Source organism: Aeromonas sp. 600282 (genome assembly GCF_049175755.1).
Lineage (GTDB): Bacteria > Pseudomonadota > Gammaproteobacteria > Enterobacterales > Aeromonadaceae > Aeromonas > Aeromonas veronii_A.
Genome location: NZ_JAAKVR010000026.1, coordinates 21,325 through 42,020, shown reverse-complemented (window position 1 = coordinate 42,020; position 20,696 = coordinate 21,325). Strand labels below are relative to the sequence as shown.

Sequence of the window (20,696 nt, the reverse complement as noted above, 5' to 3'; positions counted from 1 at the left end):
ACTCCTGTGGTTCACCGCCGGGCGGTGAGGCACATCACGGGGCTGTGGCCGCCCCGTATCGAGGCATGGCCGGACAGGGTTGTCCGGCCGGTATCGGGTTCACCTTCACTCGTAGAGATAGCAGCGCACGAAGTGGTTGTCGGCAAGCCTGGTGATGGGGGGCAGCGCCTCCTTGCAGCGGGGCATCGCCTGATTGCAGCGCCCGGCAAAGGGGCAACCGCAGGATTCCGGCGTCCAGAGCGGGATCTCCCCCTTGCGGCCCCCCTCCAGCTCGGCGTGGATACTCTTCTCGGGGTCGGGCACAGCCGAGATGAGCAGCTGGGTGTAGGGGTGCTGCGGGTGGTGCAGGATCTCATCCACCTCGCCCCACTCCACCATGTGTCCCACATACATGACTGCCAGATCTTCCGCCACATAGCGGGCGGTGGCGATGTCGTGGGTGATGTAGAGCATGGAGACGCCGAGCTCGTTCTTCATCTGCTCCATCAAGTTGAGGATGCCGATGCGAATGGAGACGTCGAGCATGGAGGTGGGTTCGTCCGCCAGCACCACTTCCGCCTCCACCGCCAGATTGCGGGCGATGTTGACCCGCTGGCGCTGGCCGCCGGAGAGCTGGTGCGGATACTTGGCCGCGGTCGCCTTGGCAGGAGTCAGGCCGACCTTCTCCAGCAGGGCGTAGACCATGTCGGGCAGCTCTTTCTTGTCGATCACCTTGCTGTGCAGCAGCAGGGGGCGGGCGATGTGGTGATAGATGGTGTGGGTCGGGTTGAGCGAACCGAACGGGTCTTGCCACACCATCTGCACGCTCTGGCGATAGTCCAGCAGGGCGGTGCCCTTGTTGAACTCCTCCAGATCGTGGCCGCGATAGAGAATGCGCCCGGCACTGAGCTTGTACATCTTGGCGATGATCTTGGCGATGGTGCTCTTGCCGGAGCCCGACTCCCCGACCACCGCCAGGGCGCGGCCCCGGTGCAGGTTGAAGGTGATGTCGGAGAGCGCCCGCATCTTGCCACTCTTGATGGCATTGGAGTTGATGGGGAAGTCCTTGTAGAGGTGCTGGACTTCGATGATGGGTGCATCGGTTTTGGCGATTTGCATGACAGACATCCTTAACAGCCAGCGGCCTTGTCCAGATAGATCACGGAATCTTGTTGCAGCCCCTGCTCCTCATAGAGGTGGCAGGCGGTCTGTTGCCCGGGGCGGATCTCGGCCAATTTGGTGTACTCCTGACGGCAGCGATCGTGCACCTTGCCGCAGCGGGCCTGAAAGCGGCAGCCGACCGGCACCTCCAGCAGGTTGAGCGGTGTGCCCGGGATCCCCTCCAGCACCTTCTTCGGCCCGTGCAGGGGCGGGAAGGAGTTGCCGAGCCCTCTGGTATAGGGGTGCAGCGGCGCGGTCAGGATCGCCTTGGAGGGGGCGACTTCCACCAGTTCACCGGCATACATGATGCCGATGCGATCGCAGAACTCCACCATCAGGGAGAGGTCGTGGGTGATGAACAGAATGGAGAAGTTGAACTTCTCTTTCAGGGCATAGACCTTCTGCAGGATCTCCCGCTGTACCACCACATCGAGCGCCGTGGTCGGCTCATCCATGATGAGCAGCTCGGGGTTGAGCGCCATGGCGATGGCAATCACCAGCCGCTGGCGCATGCCGCCGGAGAACTGGTGCGGGTAGTCCTTGAGCCGGCTCGGGTGGATATCGACGATGGTGAGCAGCTCCTGGGCGCGCTTGATCGCCTCGTAACGGGTCAGGCCGGGGTTGTGGGCCAGCAGCACGTCGCAGAACTGCTCCTCCATCCGCAGCACAGGGTTCAGGGCGTTCATGGCGGACTGGAACACCACCGACACCTGTTGCCAGCGATAGGAGCGCAGCCGCTCGTCGTTGTAATGGAGGATGTTCTCCCCCTTGAACAGGATCTCGCCACCGCTGATGTAGGCGGGCGGCTTGTGCAGCCGGGCCACCGAGAAGGCGACGGTGGATTTGCCGCAGCCTGACTCACCGGCGAGGCCGAAGATCTCGCCCTGTCTGATATCGAAGCTCACCGAGTTGACGGCGCGCACGTCGCCATTTTCGGTGATGTAGTCGACGCAAAGATTGCGTACTGACAGCAGGGGATGCTTGTTCATGCTGTCTTCTCCTGTGCTGTGGCAACCGGAGTGGTGACCGGCGCCGCGAGTTTCTTCCAGCGGCTCAGCCCTTTGTGGGAGCGCAGCTGCGGGTTGGCAATTTCGTCGATGGCGAAGTTGAGCAGGGCCAGACCGGCACCCAGAGTGGCGATGGCAAAGCAGGGAGCCAGGATCTCCCACCAGGCGCCGACCAGAATGGCACTGGAGGTCTGGGCGTTGTAGAGCATGATGCCCCAGCTCACCACGGTCGGGTCGCCAAGCCCCAGGAACTCCAGGGTCGCTTCGGTGACGATGGCGTAGATGATGGAGCCGATGAAGCTCACTCCGATGATGGAGATGAGGTTGGGCAGGATCTCCACCAGAATGATGCGCCAGGCCGGCTCGCCCAGCACTTCTGCGGCGATGACGAACTCCTTCTCGCGCAGGGCCAGGGTCTGGGCACGAATAACCCGCGCGCCATAGGCCCACGAGGTCAACCCTATTATCACGGCAATCACCGCCGGTGACGCCTCCCCGATAAAGCTTGCCAGCACCAGTAGCAAGGGGAGGTTGGGGATCACCAGAACCACGTTCATCAGGAAGGTGAGGCACTCATCCACCAGACCCCCGAAGTAACCGGCGGTGATGCCGATGGCGACGGCCAGGGTGCAGACCAGCAGGCCTGCGCTGAAGCCCACCAGCAGCGAGATACGGGCGCCGTTGGTGAACTGGGCCCAGATGTCGTGGCCCATGCGGGTTGAACCCATCACGAACTCGGCACTGGGCGGCTGATGCGGGCGAGCCACCCGTTTGGTCGGCTCGTTGCTGGCCAGAATGGGGGCAAAGAGGGCCATCAGTACGAAGGCAACCACGATGGCGAGGCCACAGGCAGCCTTCTTGTTGCCCAGCAGGATTTTGAGAATGGTCGGCATACGCATCTTATTTGCCTCCTGTACGCAGACGGGGATCCAGGAAGACGTAGAGCACGTCGGCCAGGAAGTTGAAGCTGAGCATGGTGATGGTCATGATGAGCAGCTGCCCCTGAATGAGCGGGTAGTCGCGGGCCAGAATGCCCTGATAGAGGGTCAGGCCCAGGCCGGGGTAGTTGAAGATCACCTCGGTGATGAGAGAGCCACCGATGACGAAACCGAGCGCCATGGAGAGGGCGGTGACGCTGGGCAGAATGGCGTTGCGTGCACCGTAGTTGAAGATCACCCGGTTGCTGGAGAGCCCCTTGGCCTTGGCCATGGTGATGTAATCCTCGCCCAGCAGGTTGATCATGTTGTTGCGCATGGTGATGAGAAAGCCCCCCACCTGTACCACGGCCAGGGTCAGCACCGGCATGATGGCGTGAGTCATGATGCTCTTGATGTGCTCCCAGCCCCAGTCAGCCTTGATCTCCGGGCTGTAGGCGTAGCCGATGGGCAGCCACTCGAGGCTGACTCCGAACAGGAACAGGGCGAGCAGGGAGACCACCACAGGCGGAATGGCCTGCATCACCAGGGTGAGCGGGGAGAGAATGCTGTCCATCCGGCCGCCGCGATACCAGGCGGCGAAGATGCCGACGATGGAACCGATGGAGAAGCTCAGGATGGTGGAGGTGCCGACCAGAAACAGGGTCCAGCCGATGGCACGGCCCAGCACGTCAGAGACCTGCTGCGGGTAGAAGCGCACCGAGGTGCCGAGATCCCAGGTGAAGACACTCTTCACATAGGTGAGAAACTGGGTGCCGATGGGGCCGTCGACAAAGCCGAAGGTGGCTTTGAGGGCTTCCAGGGCGGCGGGTTCCATCATGGCGCCAGCGCGGGCAAACATCACGGAGACAGGATCCCCTGGCATGGCACGGGGTAACAGGAAGTTGATGGTGGCGGCTACCAGAAAGGCAACCAGATAGAAGGAAAAGCGTCTCAGTATGAATCCCATGATAGTACCTTTTACTGCAAGTCTGCCCCGCGTCGGGTATAGCTACCCCAACCCCGGCAAAGCCGGGCAAGAAGGGGATTAACGGGGAAGATGGCCCCCCGCAGGGGGCCGGGATTGTTTAGCTGTTTGGCTTGAGGGACAACACGTGCAGCAGACGCTCAGGGGTGTCCGGGTGGAGCTGAGGTTTGGCTACCGGGTTATCAGCGCTGAACCAGCCGTTGAAGCGCTTGGTGCTGTACTCATACCAGGTCGGGTTGTTGAAGACCGGAATGATGGTCTGGTTGGCACCAACACGATCCTGGATGGCGAACATGATCTCCTTCTGCTTGGCCGCATCGGCGGTCTGGGTGAAGTCATCGATCAGCTTGTCGAGCTCGGGATCCTTGTAACGGGGTGCGGCGAAGCGGTTGCCGCGCTCACCCATGTTGCGGGAGTGGAATGCAGTCTCGAAGTACTTGTGCGGGTTGGCACCGGCAAAGTAACCCTGCAGGGCGACATCGAAGTCACCGGTGATCAGGTTCTCGGTCCAGACGGTTGCTTCCGGGGTGGCGGTCTTGGCGTTCAGGCCCAGTGCCTGCAGCCCTTCTACACCGATCTGTACTGTGTTGACCCAGTCGGTCCAGCCGTTCGGCACCAGAACCTTGAACTCGATCTTTTTGCAGCTCGGGGTGTCGAGGAACTTGTCGCCGTCACAATCCTTGTAGCCTGCCTCTTTCAGCAGGGCCTTGGCCCCTTCCAGATCGAACTTGTTGTACTTGCCGTACTTCTTATCCACTTCCGGGTTGTTCCAGGAGTCAAAGGCTTTGCCCAGACCTGACGGGTACTCGTTGACGGTGGGGTAGCCGTAGCCTGCGATATCCACCATGGACTGGCGGTCCATCGCCATGGAGAAGGCGCGGCGGAAGTTGATGTCGTTGAAGGCTTCGTTATTGCCCGGGTTCTTGGTCTGGAAGTTGACGTTGAACGCCACGGTACCGGAGGCCGGGAACCAGTATTTGTTGTTCTTCGGATCGTTGCCGACGTAGAGGCGCTCGATATCCGGCACGAAGGAGCCGAACCAGTCGATGTCACCCTTCATGACAGCCGCCAGCACCTGGTCGTTGGTGGCCATCTGCGGCATGCGGATACAGTCGATAGCGAGGTTGGCGTTATCCCAATAGTGCGGGTTGCGGCACTGGGTGTAGAGCTGGGCGGAGAAGTTGTCCACTTCGGTGAAGGGGCCAGTACCAACCGGCTTGTCGTTGGTGAAGGCAACCGGATCTTTCACCGATTTCCACTGATGCTCCGGCACTATAGGTACCAGCACCAGATCGTTCACCACGTTGGTGTTGACCTCGGTCAGGTCGAATTTGACCTTGTTGGGGGCCAGCTTCTCGACGCTCTTGATCTGGGTCCAGATTGAGCGCTCATCCAGCGCCTTGTTGGCCTTGACCAGATTGAAGGAGAAGATGATGTCATCGGCATCAAAGGCTTCGCCGTCAGACCACTTCACGCCGTCACGCAGATCGAAGGTGACGGATTTCAGGTCATCGCTGAACGCATAGTTGGTGGCCAGACGATAGACGGGTTTGCCCCCTTGCATATCGTTGAAGATCACCAGCGGTTCATAGATGAAGTGACGGGTGGTGTGCAGCAAGCCCGCTTGCAGGAAGGGGTTGAAGTTCTTGACCCAGGCAGTTTCCTGCTGTGCGACCATGGTCAGCACGGTTTTATTTTCTGCGGCCATGGCGTTACCGGCGGCACCGGCAAGCATCATGGTTCCCAGCATTACAGCGGTAGAGATTTTGGATACTTTGGCAAGCATATGTTTTCCTTTCTTATTTTTTGGCATTCCCGAGGGTTCGCCTTGTTTTGTGTGAGCACCGGTTTCGCATGCTGATGAAATCGGCCCTCTGTGTTGGTCAGGTGTCTAACCTTTGTCGTTCTGTTTTCCAACGCCCTAAGCAAACCAGAATTAACAGGAAAACAACAACTATTGATTTCGTTGTTTTCGTAAAAATTGACGGTGTTACGTCAATCTCGTCAAAATGATTTTTTATCTGTTTAGAATCATTAGTTTGTGTTATTTGCTTTCGCGTAAAAAGTGGCTGTGAAAATGGCGTATATGACAAATTTGTGAATTGGATCTGCTCTCGGTTTCGTGGTCGGGCGGGGCTTTGTTTTGCATAAAAAGAAACCAGATTGCCAATTGTGATCCGGCGCCCGTTTAGGGCGCCGTGTCACGGCTTGCGGTTGGCGAGTTGACGCAGGGTCTGGGCGCTGTGCTGCAACTGCTGGCGCTGGTGGTCATTGAGCGGGCAGTGGCCCAGCACATACTCGGTGGTGGCCACGACCGTCTTCCAGCGTGGCGACTTGGGCAGGGTGTCCAGACTCAGGTATTTGTCGAGGGTTCGGGTCTGCGGACTGGATCTGTCCATATAGACCCGCCACAGCTTGCTCTTCTCCGCCAGCACGATTTTGCCCTTGCCGGTCCCCTGCTGCCAGGCATCCAGGGTGAGCTGCATGGTCTCTACCAGCGCACGGCGCAGCGGCTCGTCATCCTGCTGGCGAATAAGGTCGTCGGCCAGCGAACGGAACTCGCCACCCAGGCGGCTCAACTCGCCCAGCAGCTGTTCATCTTCGATGATGGCTTGCCGCGAGAGGTTCTTGAGGGCGTTCTCCAGCGCCATTACCCGGTTCTCATCCTGACGCAGCTCGGTACTCAGAGTGAGGGCGAAAGCGGCCTGTCCTCCGAGCGCGATGGGCAGGGCACGGGCGTTGAGCACATCTTTTTGCCCGGCCACCAGAAACTCCAGATTGTGTTCCCGCTCGCTGGCTAGATCGGGCCACTGCTGTTGCAGCGGGGTGGCGAGCCACTCATTGAGGGGCTGCCCCTCCATGGCTTCCGGCTCCTGCCCCAGCAGGCGTGCCAACACCCTGGAGGCAAACAGCACTGTGCCCTGCTCGTCGATAAAGATCATGGGGTCGGCCCCTTCGCCGAGCAGGGCCAGCAGCCGCTGCTGATCCTGATGCAGCCGATCCTGCAGGGTGAGGCGATGTTCGATCTCCTGCTTCAATAGCCGGTTCTCTACCAGCGAGGCGCGTCCGGCCTTGGCTTCCAGCAGTGCCTTGACCCGGGCAAACAGCTCCTCCTTGCAGAAGGGTTTGACCAGATAGTCGTTGGCTCCGGCACCAAAGCCCTCCTCGATATCCTTGGGTTGGTTAAGGGCGGTGAGCAGCAGCACCGGCAGCATATCTTTCGGGTGTTGCTGGCGCAGGCGACGGCAGACGTCAAAACCGGAAAGGGTCGGCATCATCACATCGAGCAGGATGAGGTCCACCGGCTCCTCGGCCAGCTTGGCCAGCGCATCGTGGCCGTCACTGCTGGGCAGGATGCGGTAGCCGCAGGGCTGCAGCAGATGGCGCAGGATGTGCAGGTTGATGGGCTCGTCATCCACCACCAGAATGAGCGGCGCATCCTCGGGGGGAGGGGGCAGATCGTCGCTCTCCCAGTCAGGCAGGATCAGCGGTTGCTGGCGCACCAGCTGATGCTCGATCTGGCGGCTGTCTAGAGTCAGATTTGCCGCTTTGCCGGTGGCAAGGGGCAGGGTAAAGGCGAAGGTAGAGCCGACGCTCGGCTCGCTCTCGACAAACAGCTCGCCCCCCATCAGGTGCACCAGCTGGCGGGTGATGGAGAGGCCAAGGCCGGCCCCCTGCTTGCTTACCTCCGGGCTCATCTGCACCAGCGGCTCGAAGATATGTTCCAGATGGTCGGGGGCGATGCCGATGCCGGTATCCGTGACCTTGATGCGCAGGAAGTTGTTCTCGACGATGGCACTGAGCACCACCTTGCCCTGCGGCGTGTACTTGATGGCGTTGCCCACCAGGTTGTAGAGCACCTGTTCGAGCCGCTGCTCATCGGCCAGTACCGGCGGCAGTTCGGCCGGGCTGATATCCACCAGGGTGAGGGGTTTGGCCTGCACCAGATGCTGGCAGAGGTCCAGCACCAGCCGGATAACCCCCTTGGATGAGACGGGCTGGGAGTGGATCTCCAGCTGGCCGTAGCGCATCTGGTGGTAGTCCAGCAGATCGTCAACCAGACGGGCCAAGCCGTCTGCACTCTTGATGATGAGGCCGAGCTGCTTTTGCTGCCCTTCGGTCAAATCCTGCTGGCTGGCGAGCATCGACTCGGCCATCCCCTTGATGCCGTGAATGGGGGTACGCAGCTCGTGGGAGGTGTTGGCCAGCAGTTCATCCTTGAGCTTGTCCGCTTGCTGCAGGCTGAGGTTCTGCTTGTGGGTCAGCTTGACCTGCTGTTGCAGCTCCTGGGTCTGCTGTTCGATCAGTTCGATCTTGTCCTTCACCGAGCGCTGCATATGGCGAAACGCCTCGGCCAGCCGGTCGATATCATCGCCGGTGCGCTCGATGGCGATGGGGTGATCCAGCGCGCCGTCGGCCACCTGCTCGGCCGCTTCGGTCAGGGAGCGCAGCGGCGCCGTGATGGAGTGGGAGAGCCAGCGGGAGAAGAGGATCAGCAGTAGTACCGAGCCCGCCCCCAGCACAATTACCAGAGTTTCCAGCTGGCGGATCGGGGCATAGGCTTCCCGGGTGGAGATCTCGGCGATAAAGGCCCACTCGGTATCGAACACCTTCACCTGGGTGTAGGCGGCCAGCACCTCGTCATCCTGATAGGAGTGGAACAGCCCGACCCCCTGCTCGCCGGAGAGCGTCTTGGTGATGAGGGGCGTTTGCAGTGGACGGAAGTTGGGGCTGAAGCTGTTCTCGACGCTGAACTCCGGCGCCAGCCAGGCATCGGCGCGCATCCGCTTGTCCGGGCCGATCAGGATGGTCTCGCCGGTCTCGCCCAGCCCCTCCCGCTCCGCCATGATCTGGTTGAGCTTGTCCGGCAGCAGCTCGAAAATCACCACACCGCGCACATAGTCGTACTGCATCACGGGGGCTGCCATGTAGGCGACCACCTGCCCGGTCAGCTCGTTGCGGCCAAAATCGGTGAACTCGAAGATCTGCTGCGGCTTCTGGCCACCATCAAGGCGGCGTTTGATCTTGGCAAAGGTCTGGCCCAAGCCGCTGCCCTGATAAGGTCCTGAGAGCAGATTGGTGGCAAAGTTAGGGTGCTTGGTGACCGAATAGACCACATCACCGTTGAGGTCCACCAGAAAGATGTCGCTGTAGTTGGATTTGCGCACCATGTCGGCGTAGCCGCGATGAAAGCGCTGGTGCACCCGGCCATACATCTCGTCGGCGAGGATAAGCGCCGTGATGGAGGGTTCGATCTCCACCTGACTGTCCGGTTTGCGCAGTTGATCCCAGGAACCGGGCAGATAGCGGGCCTGGGCACGGCTGCGGGCCTCCTGCGGTGTGGTGCCCAACTTCTCGAAGGCGCCGGTAAAGCCATAGAAACGGCCGATACTGTTGCCGGCAAAATCCTGCTGGGAGAAGTTGATGATCTGCTCTTTGAGGTTGTTGAAGTAATCCTCGAGCTGACTCTTCTTGATATTACGGACGGAGACCAGATGGTTGGAGGTCTGGGTGGTGAGATCCTTGCCGTGGCTGTATAGGAAGAAGAGGGTGATGACCAAAAAGGGCACCATGCCCAACATGAAAAAAGCCAGCATTAACTGCGGCCTGAGCCCACGAAGCGTGAAGATCCATTTCATCTTGTGATTTTCAATTGAGAATCCGGTTATTAAGCCGCTCAAGTCTCGAACGAAAGCGTAATCATTTCAACGACTTTATCCCAAATTCGCTTGGTGGGTCACAGCTGGCTGGAGAAAAATGAAGCAAGGCGTTTAAACCATGAGCAAACAGTCTGCATCAGGGTTTAAATTGCGAAAAAGGGGTTGTGCTGGCGCTCGTGGTACGTATAATGCGCCTCGTTGTCAGGCAACTGGCACAAAAGCAGTAACGCGGGAATAGCTCAGTTGGTAGAGCACGACCTTGCCAAGGTCGGGGTCGCGAGTTCGAGTCTCGTTTCCCGCTCCAATTTTCCATCGCACCAACGATGGAACTCACTTTCAAGACAATCAGTCTTGTCAGCATGGCGCGTTAGCAAAGCGGTTATGCAGCGGATTGCAAATCCGTTTAGTCCGGTTCGACTCCGGAACGTGCCTCCATATTTTCTCTGTTTATCTCAATCATCACTCTTCGAGTCTGAGCTTTGGTCAGTATCCTTGCTGTACCAGTAACTGTTCGCAGCCAGCCTGTTTCCACTCGCGCTCGAGATAGTGGCTCACATCCGCCATGTTTTGCCCCCGATATTGAAACTGCACCTCGGCACTGTGCTGGTTGAGATCCGCGATCCGTTGCTTCAGCGTGCCACATTGCCACAGGCTGACGGTGGGCACGCCCCGTTCGGCCAGCACGATGGTATCTTCCCGATTCAGTTGCCATTCCTCCAGTTGTGCCCGTGTCAGGGCAACCATCAGCACCAGCAGTGCCACTTCCGGCAGTTTCATGCGTGTCTCCCTACTGCATGTTTTTCCCCTGATAACTGTGGCAAAGCGCACGATTTTCGCAAGTTTGTTAACTGTTGGTTAATGACGTAACCCGTTTTCAGTATTTCCCGTTTTTCACCATTTTTTTATAAAAAAATGCGTTGGTGATGTAGTAATCCTACATGGAGTGGGGTAATCTTTGCTCAGTGGTCTTACCAGTAAGGAGTTACATCATGTTTCATCCCTTTTCCCTGACTCAGATTATTCTTCGTCGTATTTATGTATTGCTGGTGGGCATTCTGGCTTTCCCCGTGATGCTGTTTCGCAGCGATCGTGCCCGCTTCTACAGCTATCTGCACCGGATCTGGAACAAAACCAGCACCAAACCGGTGTGGCTCAAAATGAGCGAGCGTGGCGAGCGGATCTTCTACTAAACCCCATTCGCACCATGTGCAAAAAGAGACAGCCAAAGCTGTCTCTTTTTTTATCTGTATGCCGCAACTCCTGCCTCCCAACACTACTCAGATTGTTTATTTCTTGTTTCTTTAAAGTTGCATCCAGCCCTGCCTGTTGGCGGGGATTTTTTATGTCTGACACATCTCTTTTGATGGAAGCAGTGAAGAAGATTAACGGGATGAAAGCACCATATGGCACTTTCCTCGTTCATTAATGGGTGGTCGTCGAGAAATTTTCAATGATGAAATAGTTGTTTAAAATCAATTCATTGAGTGTTTTCCTTTGGGTTTTTTAACTCTTTTTATGTTTTTTTTGAAAGGGAATATCCCGTTTGCCGGTTCTATTGCAGGTACCCGGTTGCGACAAATCGGGGATATCAGCAACATCCAACGACATCAAAAGGAACATGAACATGAATGTTAAAAAAAGCACTGCTATCGCCTCCGCCATGACCGGTCTGCTGGCGCTGGGCGCCCAATTTATCGCGGCACCAGCAATGGCTGCCGATGAAAAGGAGAAGTGCTACGGCGTGGTCAAGGCCAGCAAGAATGACTGTGCGACCAAGAGCAGCTCCTGCGCCGGTACCGCCAAGGAAGATGCTCAGGGTGATGCCTTTGTGGTGATGCCCAAAGGGCTGTGCGAGAAGCTGGTCGGCGGTTCGCTGCAACCCAAGTAAGAGACATCGGGCAGGGGATGGCCAATGGGTCGCCCCCTGCATCTTCTCTGATTGGCGAAAGCGAGTCTTGCGATGAACCCTTTGATTGGTATCGGATTACGCACTCCCCATTACGATGAGATCCGGCAAACCCTGCCGGCAGTCGGTTGGCTGGAGGTGCACAGTGAAAATTACTTCGAATGGCACAGTCACGGTTTTCAGGTGCTCGCCGAACTGGCGCAGCACTACCCCGTCAGTCTTCACGGCGTTGGCATGTCCCTCGGTTCTGCCGACCCGCTCGATCCGCACCATCTGCAGCAGTTGTCGACACTGGCCGCGGCGATCAAACCGGTACGGATCTCCGAACATCTCAGCTGGGGCAGCATTGGTGGGCGTTACTTCAACGATCTGCTGCCGGTGCCCTATACCCGAGCCTCCCTGCGCAACATGAGCGACAAGATCCAGCAGGTACAACAGACCCTGGGTTGCCGCATGTTGATTGAAAATCCCTCCTCCTATCTGCAACTGCCCGGGGAGATGAGCGAGTGGGAATTTCTGGCCGAGCTGCAGCAGCGCAGCGAATGTGGCATCCTGCTCGACCTCAACAATCTCTATGTCAGTGCCTTCAATCACGGTTTCTCTTGCGATGAGTATCTGGCGGCGATCGATCTCGCCACCGTCGGGGAGATCCATCTGGCCGGTTATACCGAGAAACAGCTGCCGGAAGGCTCCCTCTATATCGATACCCACAGCGTCCCTGTGGTGGAGCCGGTCTGGGAACTCTATCGCCAGATCTGCCGCAAGCAGGCCATTCCCACCCTGATTGAGTGGGACCTCGAGATCCCGCCGCTGTCGGTCTTGCTGGCAGAGGCGGCGAAGGCCGGCGCCATTCTGGATGAGGCGCGTGCCATGAGTGCACCACGGGAGGTGGCCCATGGCTGAACTGGCACAGCTGCAACAGCACTTTGCCGATGGTCTGCTGGGGGCGCCTGACGCCATTTCCCCTCACATCAGCTCCCGGCTCTTTTCTGCCGAATCTGTGCTGCAGGTCTATCGCAACCACTTCATCCTGAGCCTTGGCGAGGTGCTGGCGAGCAGTTATCCCGCCGTCAAGGCTATGGTCGGGGATGACTTTTTTGCAGCGGCGGCCCGTGGCTTCGTATTGGCCGAGCCGCTCAAGGAAGGGTGCGTCATGCATTATGGCGCCGGATTTGGCCAATGGTTGGCCCGCTTGCCGACTACAACCGGGCTGCCCTGGCTGGAGGCGCTGGCTCAGTTCGAATGGCAGCTTGAGCGTGCCAGTCTGCTGCCGCTGGAATCACGCTGCTGGCCAGCCGAGCGTCTGGCCGCATTATCGCCGCAACAATGGGAGCGGCTGCGGCTGTTGCCAGCCACGGATCTGCTGCTGGTTGCCAGCGATTATCCGGTGCTGGCCCTGTGGCAGATGGCGCTGCACTGTGGTGAAGCGGTGGAGGTGCTTGATGCCCCCGTCTGGTTGGCACTGAAGAAACAGCCGGATTGCCGGGTTGCCCCCTTGCCCCTGACGGCGGGTGAGTGGGCGCTGCTACAGGATTGTCTCGCCGGTACGGCGCTGGTCGATCTGCTTGCGGCCGACCCTGCGGCCAGTGAACATCTCACTCGCCTGATAACCCTTGGTCTGCTGGTGGATATGGAGGTAATGCCATGATGGCAAACAAATGGCTGGCGCTGGCCAGCTCGAGTGGTGATTTGCCGCGCTGGAGCAGTGCTGGTGTGCTGTTGTTGGCACGGCTTTGGGTCGCCTCGGTTTTTATCACTTCAGGCTGGCTCAAGCTGACGGCGTGGGATTCCACCCTCTATCTGTTTGAATCCGAGTATCAGGTGCCCCTGCTGCCCTGGTTGTGGGCTGCTTATCTGGGTACGGCGACCGAGCTGCTGTTGCCGCTCTTCCTGCTGGCGGGGCTTTTTACTCGCCCGGCCGCCTTGCTGCTGTTTGGCTTCAATATCATGGCGGTGATCTCCTACCCGACCCTCTGGGCGGGTGGCTTTTACGATCACCAGCTGTGGGGCTGGATGCTGCTGATCCTTATCATCTGGGGCGGCGGTGTGCTGAGCCTGGATCACTGGCTGACACGTCGCAGCCATTGATTTATCAGTGATTTCCCCAATGACAAAGAGCGCCACAAGGCGCTCTTTGTCATAATGACGGCCGGCGAAATTTCCCATGAGAGAAAAGGAGCAGCCAATGATCATTCGTCAGGCAAGGGCCGCAGATATTCCCACACTGGTGGCGCTGCGCATGGAGCTGTTTTGTGAGGTCGGTGAGTTGGTGACGCCGCAGGCAGACCCGGCCTTGTGGCAGGCCACCCTTGACTACTTTACCCGGGCGATGAGTGAAGAGAGGGCTCTATCCTGGCTGGCTGAGGCCGATACGCAGGAGGGCGGCAAACAGATCGTGGCGGCAGGGACGCTGGCATTGTTTGAACGGCCGCCCTATCCCGGCAATCTGGCGGGGATGGAGGGGTATCTGCTCAACATGTATACGCGGCCACAATGGCGCCAGCAGGGGATCGCCACGGCGCTGCTCGATGCCATAACGGCCTTTGCCAGATCGCGTCAGCTGGGAAAGGTGTGGCTCCATGCCAGCGAGCAGGGGCGTCCACTCTATGAGCGGATCGGCTTTGTCGCCAATCCGGCCTATCTGGAGTGGGATCTGGCACCTTAATCGATGGGACCCCGTTATCCCTCTGCTTTCTCGTCTAAAGTTCATGCAGATGTGATGTAGTTGTAAACAGGTAACAGAGGGGCAGGGCAAGATGTTCAACTTCAAACTCAAAGCGGAATTACAAGCGTGTCAAATGCAGTTGGCCCAGGCCCAGGCATTTATTGATGCAGTAAAAGTCGGTGTCGCTACCATCAGTTTCACACCAAGTGGCGAGATCCTCGAGGCGAACCCGCTGTTTCTGAGTGTGGTGGGCTATAGCGAGCAGGAGGTGATTGGTAAACACCACCGGATCTTTTGTGATGCCCACTACGCCCAGTCATCCTCCTATGCCCAGTTTTGGGAACAGTTGCGTCAGGGGCATTCCCACAGTGGCATCTACCAGCGCATTGACAAACATGGCAGGGAGTTGTGGCTGGAGGCTACCTACTTCCCGGTCAAGGTTGAGGGCAAGGTGGTCAGGGTCGTCAAGATAGCCTCCGATATCACCGAGAGTTATCAGCAGTTGAGTCGTCAGAAAGCGATCATCTCGGCACTCGATCGGGCACTCGCCATTGTCGAGTTCACCCCCAAGGGGGAGATTGTGACGGCCAATCAGAATTTCCTCTCCTGCGTCGGTTACTCCCTTTCGCAGCTCAAGGGGCAGCATCACAGGCTGTTTTGCGATGAGAGCTTCTATCGCGAGCAACCCCACTTCTGGGACGATCTGGCCCACGGCCAGCTCAAGTCGGGGCTGTTCAGTCGTCGTGACAGCCACGGCAACGAGATCTGGCTGGAGGCTACCTACAACCCCATCAAGGATGAGAGCGGCAAGGTGGTCAAGGTGATCAAGTTTGCCAGTGAGGTGACAGAGCGGATCAAGCGCGCCCAGGCAGTGAGCGAGGCGGCCAACATAGCCCAGACCATTTCGCAGGAGACCACCCGCTTTGCCGAAACCGGGTCTGAACTGCTGGCGGCATCGGTTGCCATCTCCAGCGCCATTTCCGAACAGGTGAGCCGCACTTCCGGTCTGATTGGCCAGCTCAATGAGCAGTCGAAAAGCATTGAAGCCATCGTATCTACCATCAGCAGTATTGCCGAGCAGACCAATCTGCTGGCCCTTAACGCCGCCATTGAGGCAGCCCGGGCCGGCGATCAGGGGCGCGGTTTTGCGGTGGTGGCCGACGAAGTACGTCAGCTGGCTGCGCGCACCTCCCTCTCGACCGGCGAGATCGCCAGCGTGGTTCAGAAAAACCGCGAACTGACGGCCCAGATCACCGGCAACATCAATGAGGTGGCCACCAGTGCCCAGCGTGGCAAGGAGCAGATCGGCGAGGTGAGTGGCGTGATGTCACAGATCGAGCAGGGCGCCATCAATGTGACCGAGACAGTCTCCAATCTGGCCATCGGCTCCTGACGGTTATTGGTTGTTGAACGAGGCACCGAATGGATGATTATTCCATCGGTGCTTATTTATTGCTCACTTGGTACGCCAATCTGAACCCCTCCTGTATCGTCCCGCCATTGTGAATTGTCCTCTTCTGGCCCCTTGATTAGGCTTGCCGCCTCATTTATTTCAGAGCAGGAACAGAACAAGATGGCATTACAACAGAAGGGGCGGGCAATGGCCCTGCTGGTTATGGTCGCGAGCATGGGTCTGGGCGGCTGTATGGGGCAGATGGGGCTTTCCGGCATGGTCACCAAGGGCAACCTGAGCGTGGTGGATAACCGCTACGCTCGTGCCGGGGTCTTTATGCTGCTCTCCCCTGTCTACGGTCTGGCCGCGACCGCTGACCTGTTCGTCTTCAATACCATCGAGTTCTGGTCTGGCAAGAACCCCATCACCGGCAAATCTCCGGCTGTGGTGGACATGAAAGCCGATCCGGTGATCAAGGTGAACCAGCATCTGGATCCGGCCCTCAAGACGGTGCCGCTGGCCATGCTGCCGCAAGGGGTACGCGAGGTGGAGATCAGCTACCCGGACGAGCATACCGCCCAGATGGAGGTGCACTATCTGGATGGTCGCAGCAGCATGATGCGCGGAGAAAAGCGTGGTGAGCTGATGGATATCTATTTTGATGGCAAGTTTGTTTCTACCCTGACCCGGTCAGAGCTGGAGCAGATGAGCGAGAACGCCCGCACGGCGACCTGATCATCAGTGCCTATGCCGACAAGAACGCCCCGCAACTGCGGGGCGTTTTGCATTGGGCCTAGTCCGGCTGCTTGCGATGGGGCGGGGTGAGGATCAGTCCCAGCAGGCGGCGCAGGTGGGTGAGCTGTTCGGTCAGCTGGACGTTGAGCCAGAGGTAGCCATTGATGGCTGCCTCTGCGTTGGGCGGCAGCGATACCTGGGTCGCCACCTCGTGCAGGCGGGCGATGGCGGCATCGGCCCCGCGACCGTCACCGGTTTGCATCATCAGGGCAAGCTGGTTGATCGCCTCCTCGGTGGCCAGATGGCAGGCTTGCAGCGCAGCCGTGCTCTGCATCAGGAAGTGGCTCTCCCGATCGTTCCAGTAGGTGTTGGCCAGCATCTCAAGAGTGCAGAGGGTGTTGCGCATGGTGACCTGCACCGCATCAAACAGGGCGACGCTGTGGCGTGTCTCCTTGGCCGCCGGGGCCAGCAGGGCCCGCAGTTTGCCGGTCTGTGCCAGCAGTTGGGAGAGATTGTGCTTGAGGCGCGGGCGCTCCAGCACATTGGGGGATAGGTGGGTGTGATAGAGCCGCCCCGACTGCTGCAAGATCTGGTGCAACTGCAGGCGCCAGTGGCTGTAGGCCCGCTGGGGATAGATGCTGCAAAAGAGCAGCGCCAGCAGGGAGCCCAGTATCACATCGGCACTGCGCCACAGCGCCGTCTCTATATCCCCCGGCATGGCCCCCATGGTGACTCCCAGGGTGATGCCGATCAGCAGCCCCACATAGGGGCGCTTGCCGAGGGCCAGATAGCCGCAGAGGAACATGATGCACCCGCACCAGATCAGGGTAAGTGGTAGCGAGTAGATCTCGAGATAGAGCGCCACCACCCCGCAACTGGCGCCGAAGATGGTGCCCACCACCCGCTGCAGGGCGCGGGAGAGCACATTGCCCCAAAACGAGATGGGGCCCATCACCACCACCAAGGTTATCAGCGGCCAGGTGCTCTCCGGCAGTTTCAGCTCGCGGGTCAGCAGAAAGGTGAGCATAAAGGCGAGCGCAATGCGCAGGCCATGGACGATCCGGTAGCGGCCATAGACCAGCAGATCGAGTCGGGAGAGGGGGGCATCAAGACGCACGGTCTGCCTCCTGTCAGGTGGGTGACGGGGCGCCGTGCATCCGGCCGACGCCCCGTCGGGATTTAGGCCAGTCGTCCCTGCAGGGGGTGGATCCAGACCCGCTCGCCAACGGCGATCCCGGGTTGATCCGGTACGATTTCAATCAGGCAGTTGGCATCGCTCATGGAGCTGAGAATGCCCGAGCCCTGTGGCCCTGTGGTGCGCACCCGCAGCTGGCCGTTACGGTCCTGATGAAAGATGCCGCGCAGAAACTCGGTGCGTCCCGGGCGGCTCTTCATCTTCTCGTCTGCCAGTGCCGAGAGGCGCAGCGGCTGCCACCGCTTGCCTTGCAAGCGGGCGATGGCGGGCTCGACAAACTGCAGCACGCAGATCATCGCCGCCACCGGATTGCCCGGCAGGCCGAAGAAGGGGGTCTGCCCCAGCTTGCCAAAGGCGAGCGGGCGGCCCGGCCGCATCTGGATGCGCCAGAAATCGATCTGGCCGAGCTCCGCCAGCACCAGCTTGATAAAGTCGGCATTGCCCACCGAGACCCCGCCCGAGCTCAGCACCAGATCGGCGCTGGCGGCGGCCTGCTCCAGCTGCTGGCGCAGAATGGTCTTGTCATCGGGAATGATGCCAAGGTCCATCACCTCGCAACCGGCGGCGCGAATAAGGGCCATCAGGGTGAAGCGGTTGCTGTCGAAGATATGGCCGGGGGCGAGCAGTTCGCCCGGGGCCTGTACCTCGTCGCCGGTACTGAACAGCGCCACTTTCAGCGGGGTGCGCACGCAGAGCGATGCCTGACCGAGTGATGCCGCCAGCCCCAGCTGGGGGGCGCCAAGCCAGGTACCGGCCGGGATGGCGACCGCACCTTTGGCGAGATCTTCCCCGGCGAGGCGCACATTCTGTCCCGCCTGGATCGGTGCGGTGACCGTAACCCACTCACCTTCAATCAGCGTCTCTTCACGCATCACCACGGTATCGACACCGGGGGGCAGCGGGGCGCCGGTCATGATCTGCACCGCCTGACCGGCCAGCACAGGCTCGTGGCGCTGCTGGCCTGCCAGCACTTCCCCCACCAGTTGCCAGCGGCCGGCGGCGAGATCGTCGCTACGAAGGCCAATGCCATCCATCGCCGAGTTGGCGTGGGGCGGCACATTGATAGGGCTTATCAGATCGGCGGCCAGCACGGCGCCGTGGCTCTGGGCCAGCGGTTTGTCGCTGCAGGCCGTGCTCGGGGTGAGGGCCGCCAGAATGGCGTTGCGGGCCGCCTCGACCGAGAGAAAGCCCTTGCCCGCCTCCGGCTCCTTGCTCTGGCAGCCGTCAAGCCAGCGGCAGACGAAGTCGGCAATGGCCGCCAGATCGTTGATATCGAGGCGAGGCAGGCTTGTCTGCTGTTGTTCGCCACTCTGTTGGGGCTGATCGCTGGCCAGCGCGATGATGTCGCTGTCTTCGGGGAAGAGCAGCGGCTTGCCAATCTCGGCGCGGTGCAGCTCGATTTTCGGGAAGTGTTCGTGCTTGAACCCCTCGACCAAGAGCAGATCGAGCTCTGTTTGATCGAAGCTGGCCAGCAGCTGGCGAAAGTCCGCTTCGGCCAGCTCGGTCTCGCCGTGCGTTGTTTCAGTAATGCGAGCATGACGACGACGGGAGGCGACCATCATCTGCTGGGCACCCGCCTTGCGCAGACGATAGCTGTCTTTGCCCGGCTGATCGATATCAAAGTCGTGGTGTGCGTGCTTGAGCACCCCGATGCGCAGGCCGCGATCCACCAGCAGGGGGATCAACTGCTCCAGCAAGGTGGTCTTGCCGGTGCCGCTCCAGGCGGCGAAGCCGAGCAGGGGAAGGGTGGGGGCCGGGGTCATGAGGTGACTCCTTGTTGGGGGTCGATAGCCGGGGCGAGCAGACGGGCCTCGTAGGCGGCCAGCTCGGCAGGGCTATTGAGATTGATAAAGGCATCCGGCTGATCGGCAAAGCTCACCACCGCCATATTGTGGCGGGCAAACCAGATATCGATTTTGCGCTCTCCCTCTGCCAACGCAGCGGTGAGGGAGGGGAGCAGGGATTTGTGCAGCAGGGCCACCACGGGTTGCAACCAGTCGCCATCGTGGGCCACTACCAGCTCGGTATCCGGGGTCAGGGCGGCGCGAAAGCGGCTCATCAGATCCAGCGGCAGGGCGGGGCCATCGCAAGGGACAAACAACACCCAGTCGTGACGGGCGGCAGCAAGACCTGCCTGCATGCCCGCCAGCGGGCCGAGATAGTCGTTGTTGTCATCGCTGATGACCGGGGCCAGCGCCTGATAGCGGGCCTGACTGCGGTTGGCGTTGATCAATACCTCATCTACCTGGGGGCGCAGGCGCGCCAAAACATGGTCGATAAGAGGGCGTCCCGCCAGTGCTACCCATCCCTTGTCTTCGCCCCCCATCCGGGTGGCGCGGCCTCCTGCCAGGATCACTGCTGATACGGCAACGGGATCAGAGTGGCTGTCGCTTTTTGAAGTCATGTCGCTCGATGATTTTTAAAGGGGTCGTCTCTTGCAGCTGGCCACGGGCGAGGGTCCATTGCCGCTCGCACAGGTCGGTCAGGGCATTGCTCTGGTGGCTGATGACTACCAGGCCGCTGCCATGTTCCCGTAGATCTTGCGCCAATGCGGCCATCAGGGCAACCGAATGTGTATCCAGATTGGCGGTGGGCTCATCCATCAGCAGAAAGGCCGGTTGCAGTGCCCAGGCACGGGCCATCGCCAGCCGTTGCCGTTCGCCACCGGACAAAATGCTGATGTGCTCCCGCGCCAACCCCTCCAGCTCGACCCGGCGCAGCGCCTCGAACACCCGGATCTCGCTGCCGAGCTGTTTATCGAGCGCCCAGGCCACGTTGTCGTGCACCGTGCGATCGAACAGATAGGGAGTCTGGTGCAGATAGGTAACCCGGCCCGGCCCCAGATCCCGCTTGAGCAACCGGTTGAGCCGCTGTTGCCAGCGCCCCGGCAGATTGGTGTGGCCGCGTGTGGGTGCCAGCAGCCCCGCCAGGATTTTGAGCAAGGTGGTCTTGCCCACCCCGTTGGCTCCATGCAGCCAGATGGCATCCCCCGGTGCGATGGCGAGCCGGTCAATCTCGAACAGCTGGCGTTCGCCAAAGCGCATCGTCAGCTGGTGGGCGGTCAGGGCCATGGGGTACTCCTGTTGGTACACA

The 20,696-nt window shown here is 59.8% G+C and carries 19 protein-coding genes and 2 tRNA genes; 10 read left to right on the top strand and 11 right to left on the bottom strand.

Going from position 1 to position 20,696, the window contains the following annotated elements; all coding sequences use genetic code 11:
* Positions 1 to 105: 105 nt before the first annotated feature.
* The 6 genes from G5137_RS19610 to G5137_RS19585 form a co-directional block, all read right to left on the bottom strand.
* Entirely contained in the window at positions 106 to 1,098 is a 993-nt protein-coding gene (locus tag G5137_RS19610; RefSeq protein WP_139410701.1) for an ABC transporter ATP-binding protein, read from the bottom strand.
* 11 nt (positions 1,099 to 1,109) lie between these two features.
* The gene (locus tag G5137_RS19605; protein ID WP_139731703.1) at positions 1,110 to 2,129 is read right to left on the bottom strand and encodes an ABC transporter ATP-binding protein; all 1,020 of its coding nucleotides are present in this window, start codon (positions 2,127 to 2,129) and stop codon (positions 1,110 to 1,112) included.
* Positions 2,126 to 3,046, bottom strand: coding sequence for an ABC transporter permease (locus G5137_RS19600; protein ID WP_005347708.1), 921 nt, complete (start codon positions 3,044 to 3,046; stop codon positions 2,126 to 2,128). Before G5137_RS19600 ends, G5137_RS19605 begins: the two co-directional genes overlap by 4 nt.
* Position 3,047: 1 nt before the next feature.
* Entirely contained in the window at positions 3,048 to 4,031 is a 984-nt protein-coding gene (locus G5137_RS19595) for an ABC transporter permease (RefSeq protein ID WP_005353818.1), read from the bottom strand.
* A gap of 118 nt (positions 4,032 to 4,149) precedes the next feature.
* Positions 4,150 to 5,835, bottom strand: a complete 1,686-nt coding sequence (locus tag G5137_RS19590) for an ABC transporter substrate-binding protein (RefSeq protein WP_069554043.1) — start codon at positions 5,833 to 5,835, stop codon at positions 4,150 to 4,152.
* A gap of 415 nt (positions 5,836 to 6,250) precedes the next feature.
* A complete protein-coding gene (locus G5137_RS19585; RefSeq protein ID WP_043822397.1) occupies positions 6,251 to 9,688 on the bottom strand; it encodes an ATP-binding protein in 3,438 nt (1,145 codons plus the stop codon).
* A 249-nt stretch (positions 9,689 to 9,937) separates the two neighbouring features.
* Between G5137_RS19585 and G5137_RS19580 the strand changes: the two genes are divergently transcribed.
* A tRNA-Gly gene (locus G5137_RS19580) sits at positions 9,938 to 10,013 on the top strand.
* A gap of 57 nt (positions 10,014 to 10,070) precedes the next feature.
* Positions 10,071 to 10,144: transfer RNA gene (locus G5137_RS19575), tRNA-Cys, on the top strand.
* Positions 10,145 to 10,192: 48 nt separating this feature from the next.
* Here G5137_RS19575 and G5137_RS19570 read toward each other — a convergent pair.
* A complete protein-coding gene (locus G5137_RS19570) occupies positions 10,193 to 10,486 on the bottom strand; it encodes a hypothetical protein (protein WP_323911541.1) in 294 nt (97 codons plus the stop codon).
* A 212-nt stretch (positions 10,487 to 10,698) separates the two neighbouring features.
* Between G5137_RS19570 and G5137_RS19565 the strand changes: the two genes are divergently transcribed.
* From G5137_RS19565 to G5137_RS19530, 8 genes are all read left to right on the top strand, one after another.
* Entirely contained in the window at positions 10,699 to 10,899 is a 201-nt protein-coding gene (locus tag G5137_RS19565) for a YbfA family protein (RefSeq protein ID WP_005334863.1), read from the top strand.
* Positions 10,900 to 11,333: 434 nt separating this feature from the next.
* Positions 11,334 to 11,597, top strand: a complete 264-nt coding sequence (locus tag G5137_RS19560) for a DUF2282 domain-containing protein (RefSeq protein ID WP_005334862.1) — start codon at positions 11,334 to 11,336, stop codon at positions 11,595 to 11,597.
* Positions 11,598 to 11,669: 72 nt separating this feature from the next.
* Complete coding sequence (locus G5137_RS19555) at positions 11,670 to 12,518, top strand: DUF692 domain-containing protein (RefSeq protein ID WP_216978272.1); 849 nt, start codon at positions 11,670 to 11,672, stop codon at positions 12,516 to 12,518.
* On the top strand, positions 12,511 to 13,263 hold the full coding sequence (locus G5137_RS19550; RefSeq protein WP_421255845.1) for a putative DNA-binding domain-containing protein: 753 nt from the start codon (positions 12,511 to 12,513) through the stop codon (positions 13,261 to 13,263). The genes G5137_RS19555 and G5137_RS19550 overlap by 8 nt, the downstream gene beginning before the upstream one ends.
* The gene (locus G5137_RS19545; protein ID WP_158112124.1) at positions 13,260 to 13,703 is read left to right on the top strand and encodes a DoxX family protein; all 444 of its coding nucleotides are present in this window, start codon (positions 13,260 to 13,262) and stop codon (positions 13,701 to 13,703) included. The genes G5137_RS19550 and G5137_RS19545 overlap by 4 nt, the downstream gene beginning before the upstream one ends.
* 97 nt (positions 13,704 to 13,800) lie before the next feature.
* On the top strand, positions 13,801 to 14,280 hold the full coding sequence (locus tag G5137_RS19540; protein WP_216978274.1) for a GNAT family N-acetyltransferase: 480 nt from the start codon (positions 13,801 to 13,803) through the stop codon (positions 14,278 to 14,280).
* Positions 14,281 to 14,371: 91 nt separating this feature from the next.
* Complete coding sequence (locus tag G5137_RS19535; RefSeq protein ID WP_421255844.1) at positions 14,372 to 15,673, top strand: methyl-accepting chemotaxis protein; 1,302 nt, start codon at positions 14,372 to 14,374, stop codon at positions 15,671 to 15,673.
* Positions 15,674 to 15,853: 180 nt separating this feature from the next.
* Positions 15,854 to 16,408 (top strand): DUF3332 domain-containing protein, encoded by a 555-nt coding sequence (locus G5137_RS19530; RefSeq protein WP_421255843.1) that lies wholly within the window; start codon positions 15,854 to 15,856, stop codon positions 16,406 to 16,408.
* A gap of 58 nt (positions 16,409 to 16,466) precedes the next feature.
* Here G5137_RS19530 and G5137_RS19525 read toward each other — a convergent pair whose 3' ends face one another.
* The 4 genes from G5137_RS19525 to G5137_RS19510 all read right to left on the bottom strand — a co-directional run bounded on the left by G5137_RS19525 (position 16,467) and on the right by G5137_RS19510 (position 20,674).
* Positions 16,467 to 17,525, bottom strand: a complete 1,059-nt coding sequence (locus tag G5137_RS19525; protein ID WP_042054492.1) for an FUSC family protein — start codon at positions 17,523 to 17,525, stop codon at positions 16,467 to 16,469.
* Positions 17,526 to 17,587: 62 nt separating this feature from the next.
* Positions 17,588 to 19,366 (bottom strand): bifunctional molybdopterin-guanine dinucleotide biosynthesis adaptor protein MobB/molybdopterin molybdotransferase MoeA, encoded by a 1,779-nt coding sequence (locus tag G5137_RS19520; protein WP_421255842.1) that lies wholly within the window; start codon positions 19,364 to 19,366, stop codon positions 17,588 to 17,590.
* Positions 19,363 to 20,007, bottom strand: coding sequence for a molybdenum cofactor guanylyltransferase MobA (gene mobA, locus G5137_RS19515; RefSeq protein WP_111900511.1), 645 nt, complete (start codon positions 20,005 to 20,007; stop codon positions 19,363 to 19,365). Before mobA ends, G5137_RS19520 begins: the two co-directional genes overlap by 4 nt.
* Positions 19,979 to 20,674 (bottom strand): energy-coupling factor ABC transporter ATP-binding protein, encoded by a 696-nt coding sequence (locus G5137_RS19510; RefSeq protein WP_005362120.1) that lies wholly within the window; start codon positions 20,672 to 20,674, stop codon positions 19,979 to 19,981. Before G5137_RS19510 ends, mobA begins: the two co-directional genes overlap by 29 nt.
* Positions 20,675 to 20,696: the final 22 nt, after the last annotated feature.

Excerpts from the sequence above, each read along its gene's own strand:
- G5137_RS19570 (WP_323911541.1), bottom strand. The coding sequence starts at position 10,486 with ATGAAACTGCCGGAAGTGGCACTGCTGGTGCTGATGGTTGCCCTGACA.
- G5137_RS19610 (WP_139410701.1), bottom strand. The coding sequence starts at position 1,098 with ATGCAAATCGCCAAAACCGATGCACCCATCATCGAAGTCCAGCACCTC.
- mobA (WP_111900511.1), bottom strand. The coding sequence starts at position 20,007 with ATGACTTCAAAAAGCGACAGCCACTCTGATCCCGTTGCCGTATCAGCA.
- G5137_RS19550 (WP_421255845.1), top strand. The coding sequence starts at position 12,511 with ATGGCTGAACTGGCACAGCTGCAACAGCACTTTGCCGATGGTCTGCTG.
- G5137_RS19545 (WP_158112124.1), top strand. The coding sequence starts at position 13,260 with ATGATGGCAAACAAATGGCTGGCGCTGGCCAGCTCGAGTGGTGATTTG.
- G5137_RS19520 (WP_421255842.1), bottom strand. The coding sequence starts at position 19,366 with ATGACCCCGGCCCCCACCCTTCCCCTGCTCGGCTTCGCCGCCTGGAGC.
- G5137_RS19530 (WP_421255843.1), top strand. The coding sequence starts at position 15,854 with ATGGCATTACAACAGAAGGGGCGGGCAATGGCCCTGCTGGTTATGGTC.
- G5137_RS19510 (WP_005362120.1), bottom strand. The coding sequence starts at position 20,674 with ATGGCCCTGACCGCCCACCAGCTGACGATGCGCTTTGGCGAACGCCAG.
- G5137_RS19555 (WP_216978272.1), top strand. The coding sequence starts at position 11,670 with ATGAACCCTTTGATTGGTATCGGATTACGCACTCCCCATTACGATGAG.
- G5137_RS19600 (WP_005347708.1), bottom strand. The coding sequence starts at position 3,046 with ATGCGTATGCCGACCATTCTCAAAATCCTGCTGGGCAACAAGAAGGCT.
- G5137_RS19535 (WP_421255844.1), top strand. The coding sequence starts at position 14,372 with ATGTTCAACTTCAAACTCAAAGCGGAATTACAAGCGTGTCAAATGCAG.
- G5137_RS19585 (WP_043822397.1), bottom strand. The coding sequence starts at position 9,688 with ATGAAATGGATCTTCACGCTTCGTGGGCTCAGGCCGCAGTTAATGCTG.
- G5137_RS19590 (WP_069554043.1), bottom strand. The coding sequence starts at position 5,835 with ATGCTTGCCAAAGTATCCAAAATCTCTACCGCTGTAATGCTGGGAACC.
- G5137_RS19595 (WP_005353818.1), bottom strand. The coding sequence starts at position 4,031 with ATGGGATTCATACTGAGACGCTTTTCCTTCTATCTGGTTGCCTTTCTG.
- G5137_RS19540 (WP_216978274.1), top strand. The coding sequence starts at position 13,801 with ATGATCATTCGTCAGGCAAGGGCCGCAGATATTCCCACACTGGTGGCG.
- G5137_RS19565 (WP_005334863.1), top strand. The coding sequence starts at position 10,699 with ATGTTTCATCCCTTTTCCCTGACTCAGATTATTCTTCGTCGTATTTAT.
- G5137_RS19560 (WP_005334862.1), top strand. The coding sequence starts at position 11,334 with ATGAATGTTAAAAAAAGCACTGCTATCGCCTCCGCCATGACCGGTCTG.
- G5137_RS19605 (WP_139731703.1), bottom strand. The coding sequence starts at position 2,129 with ATGAACAAGCATCCCCTGCTGTCAGTACGCAATCTTTGCGTCGACTAC.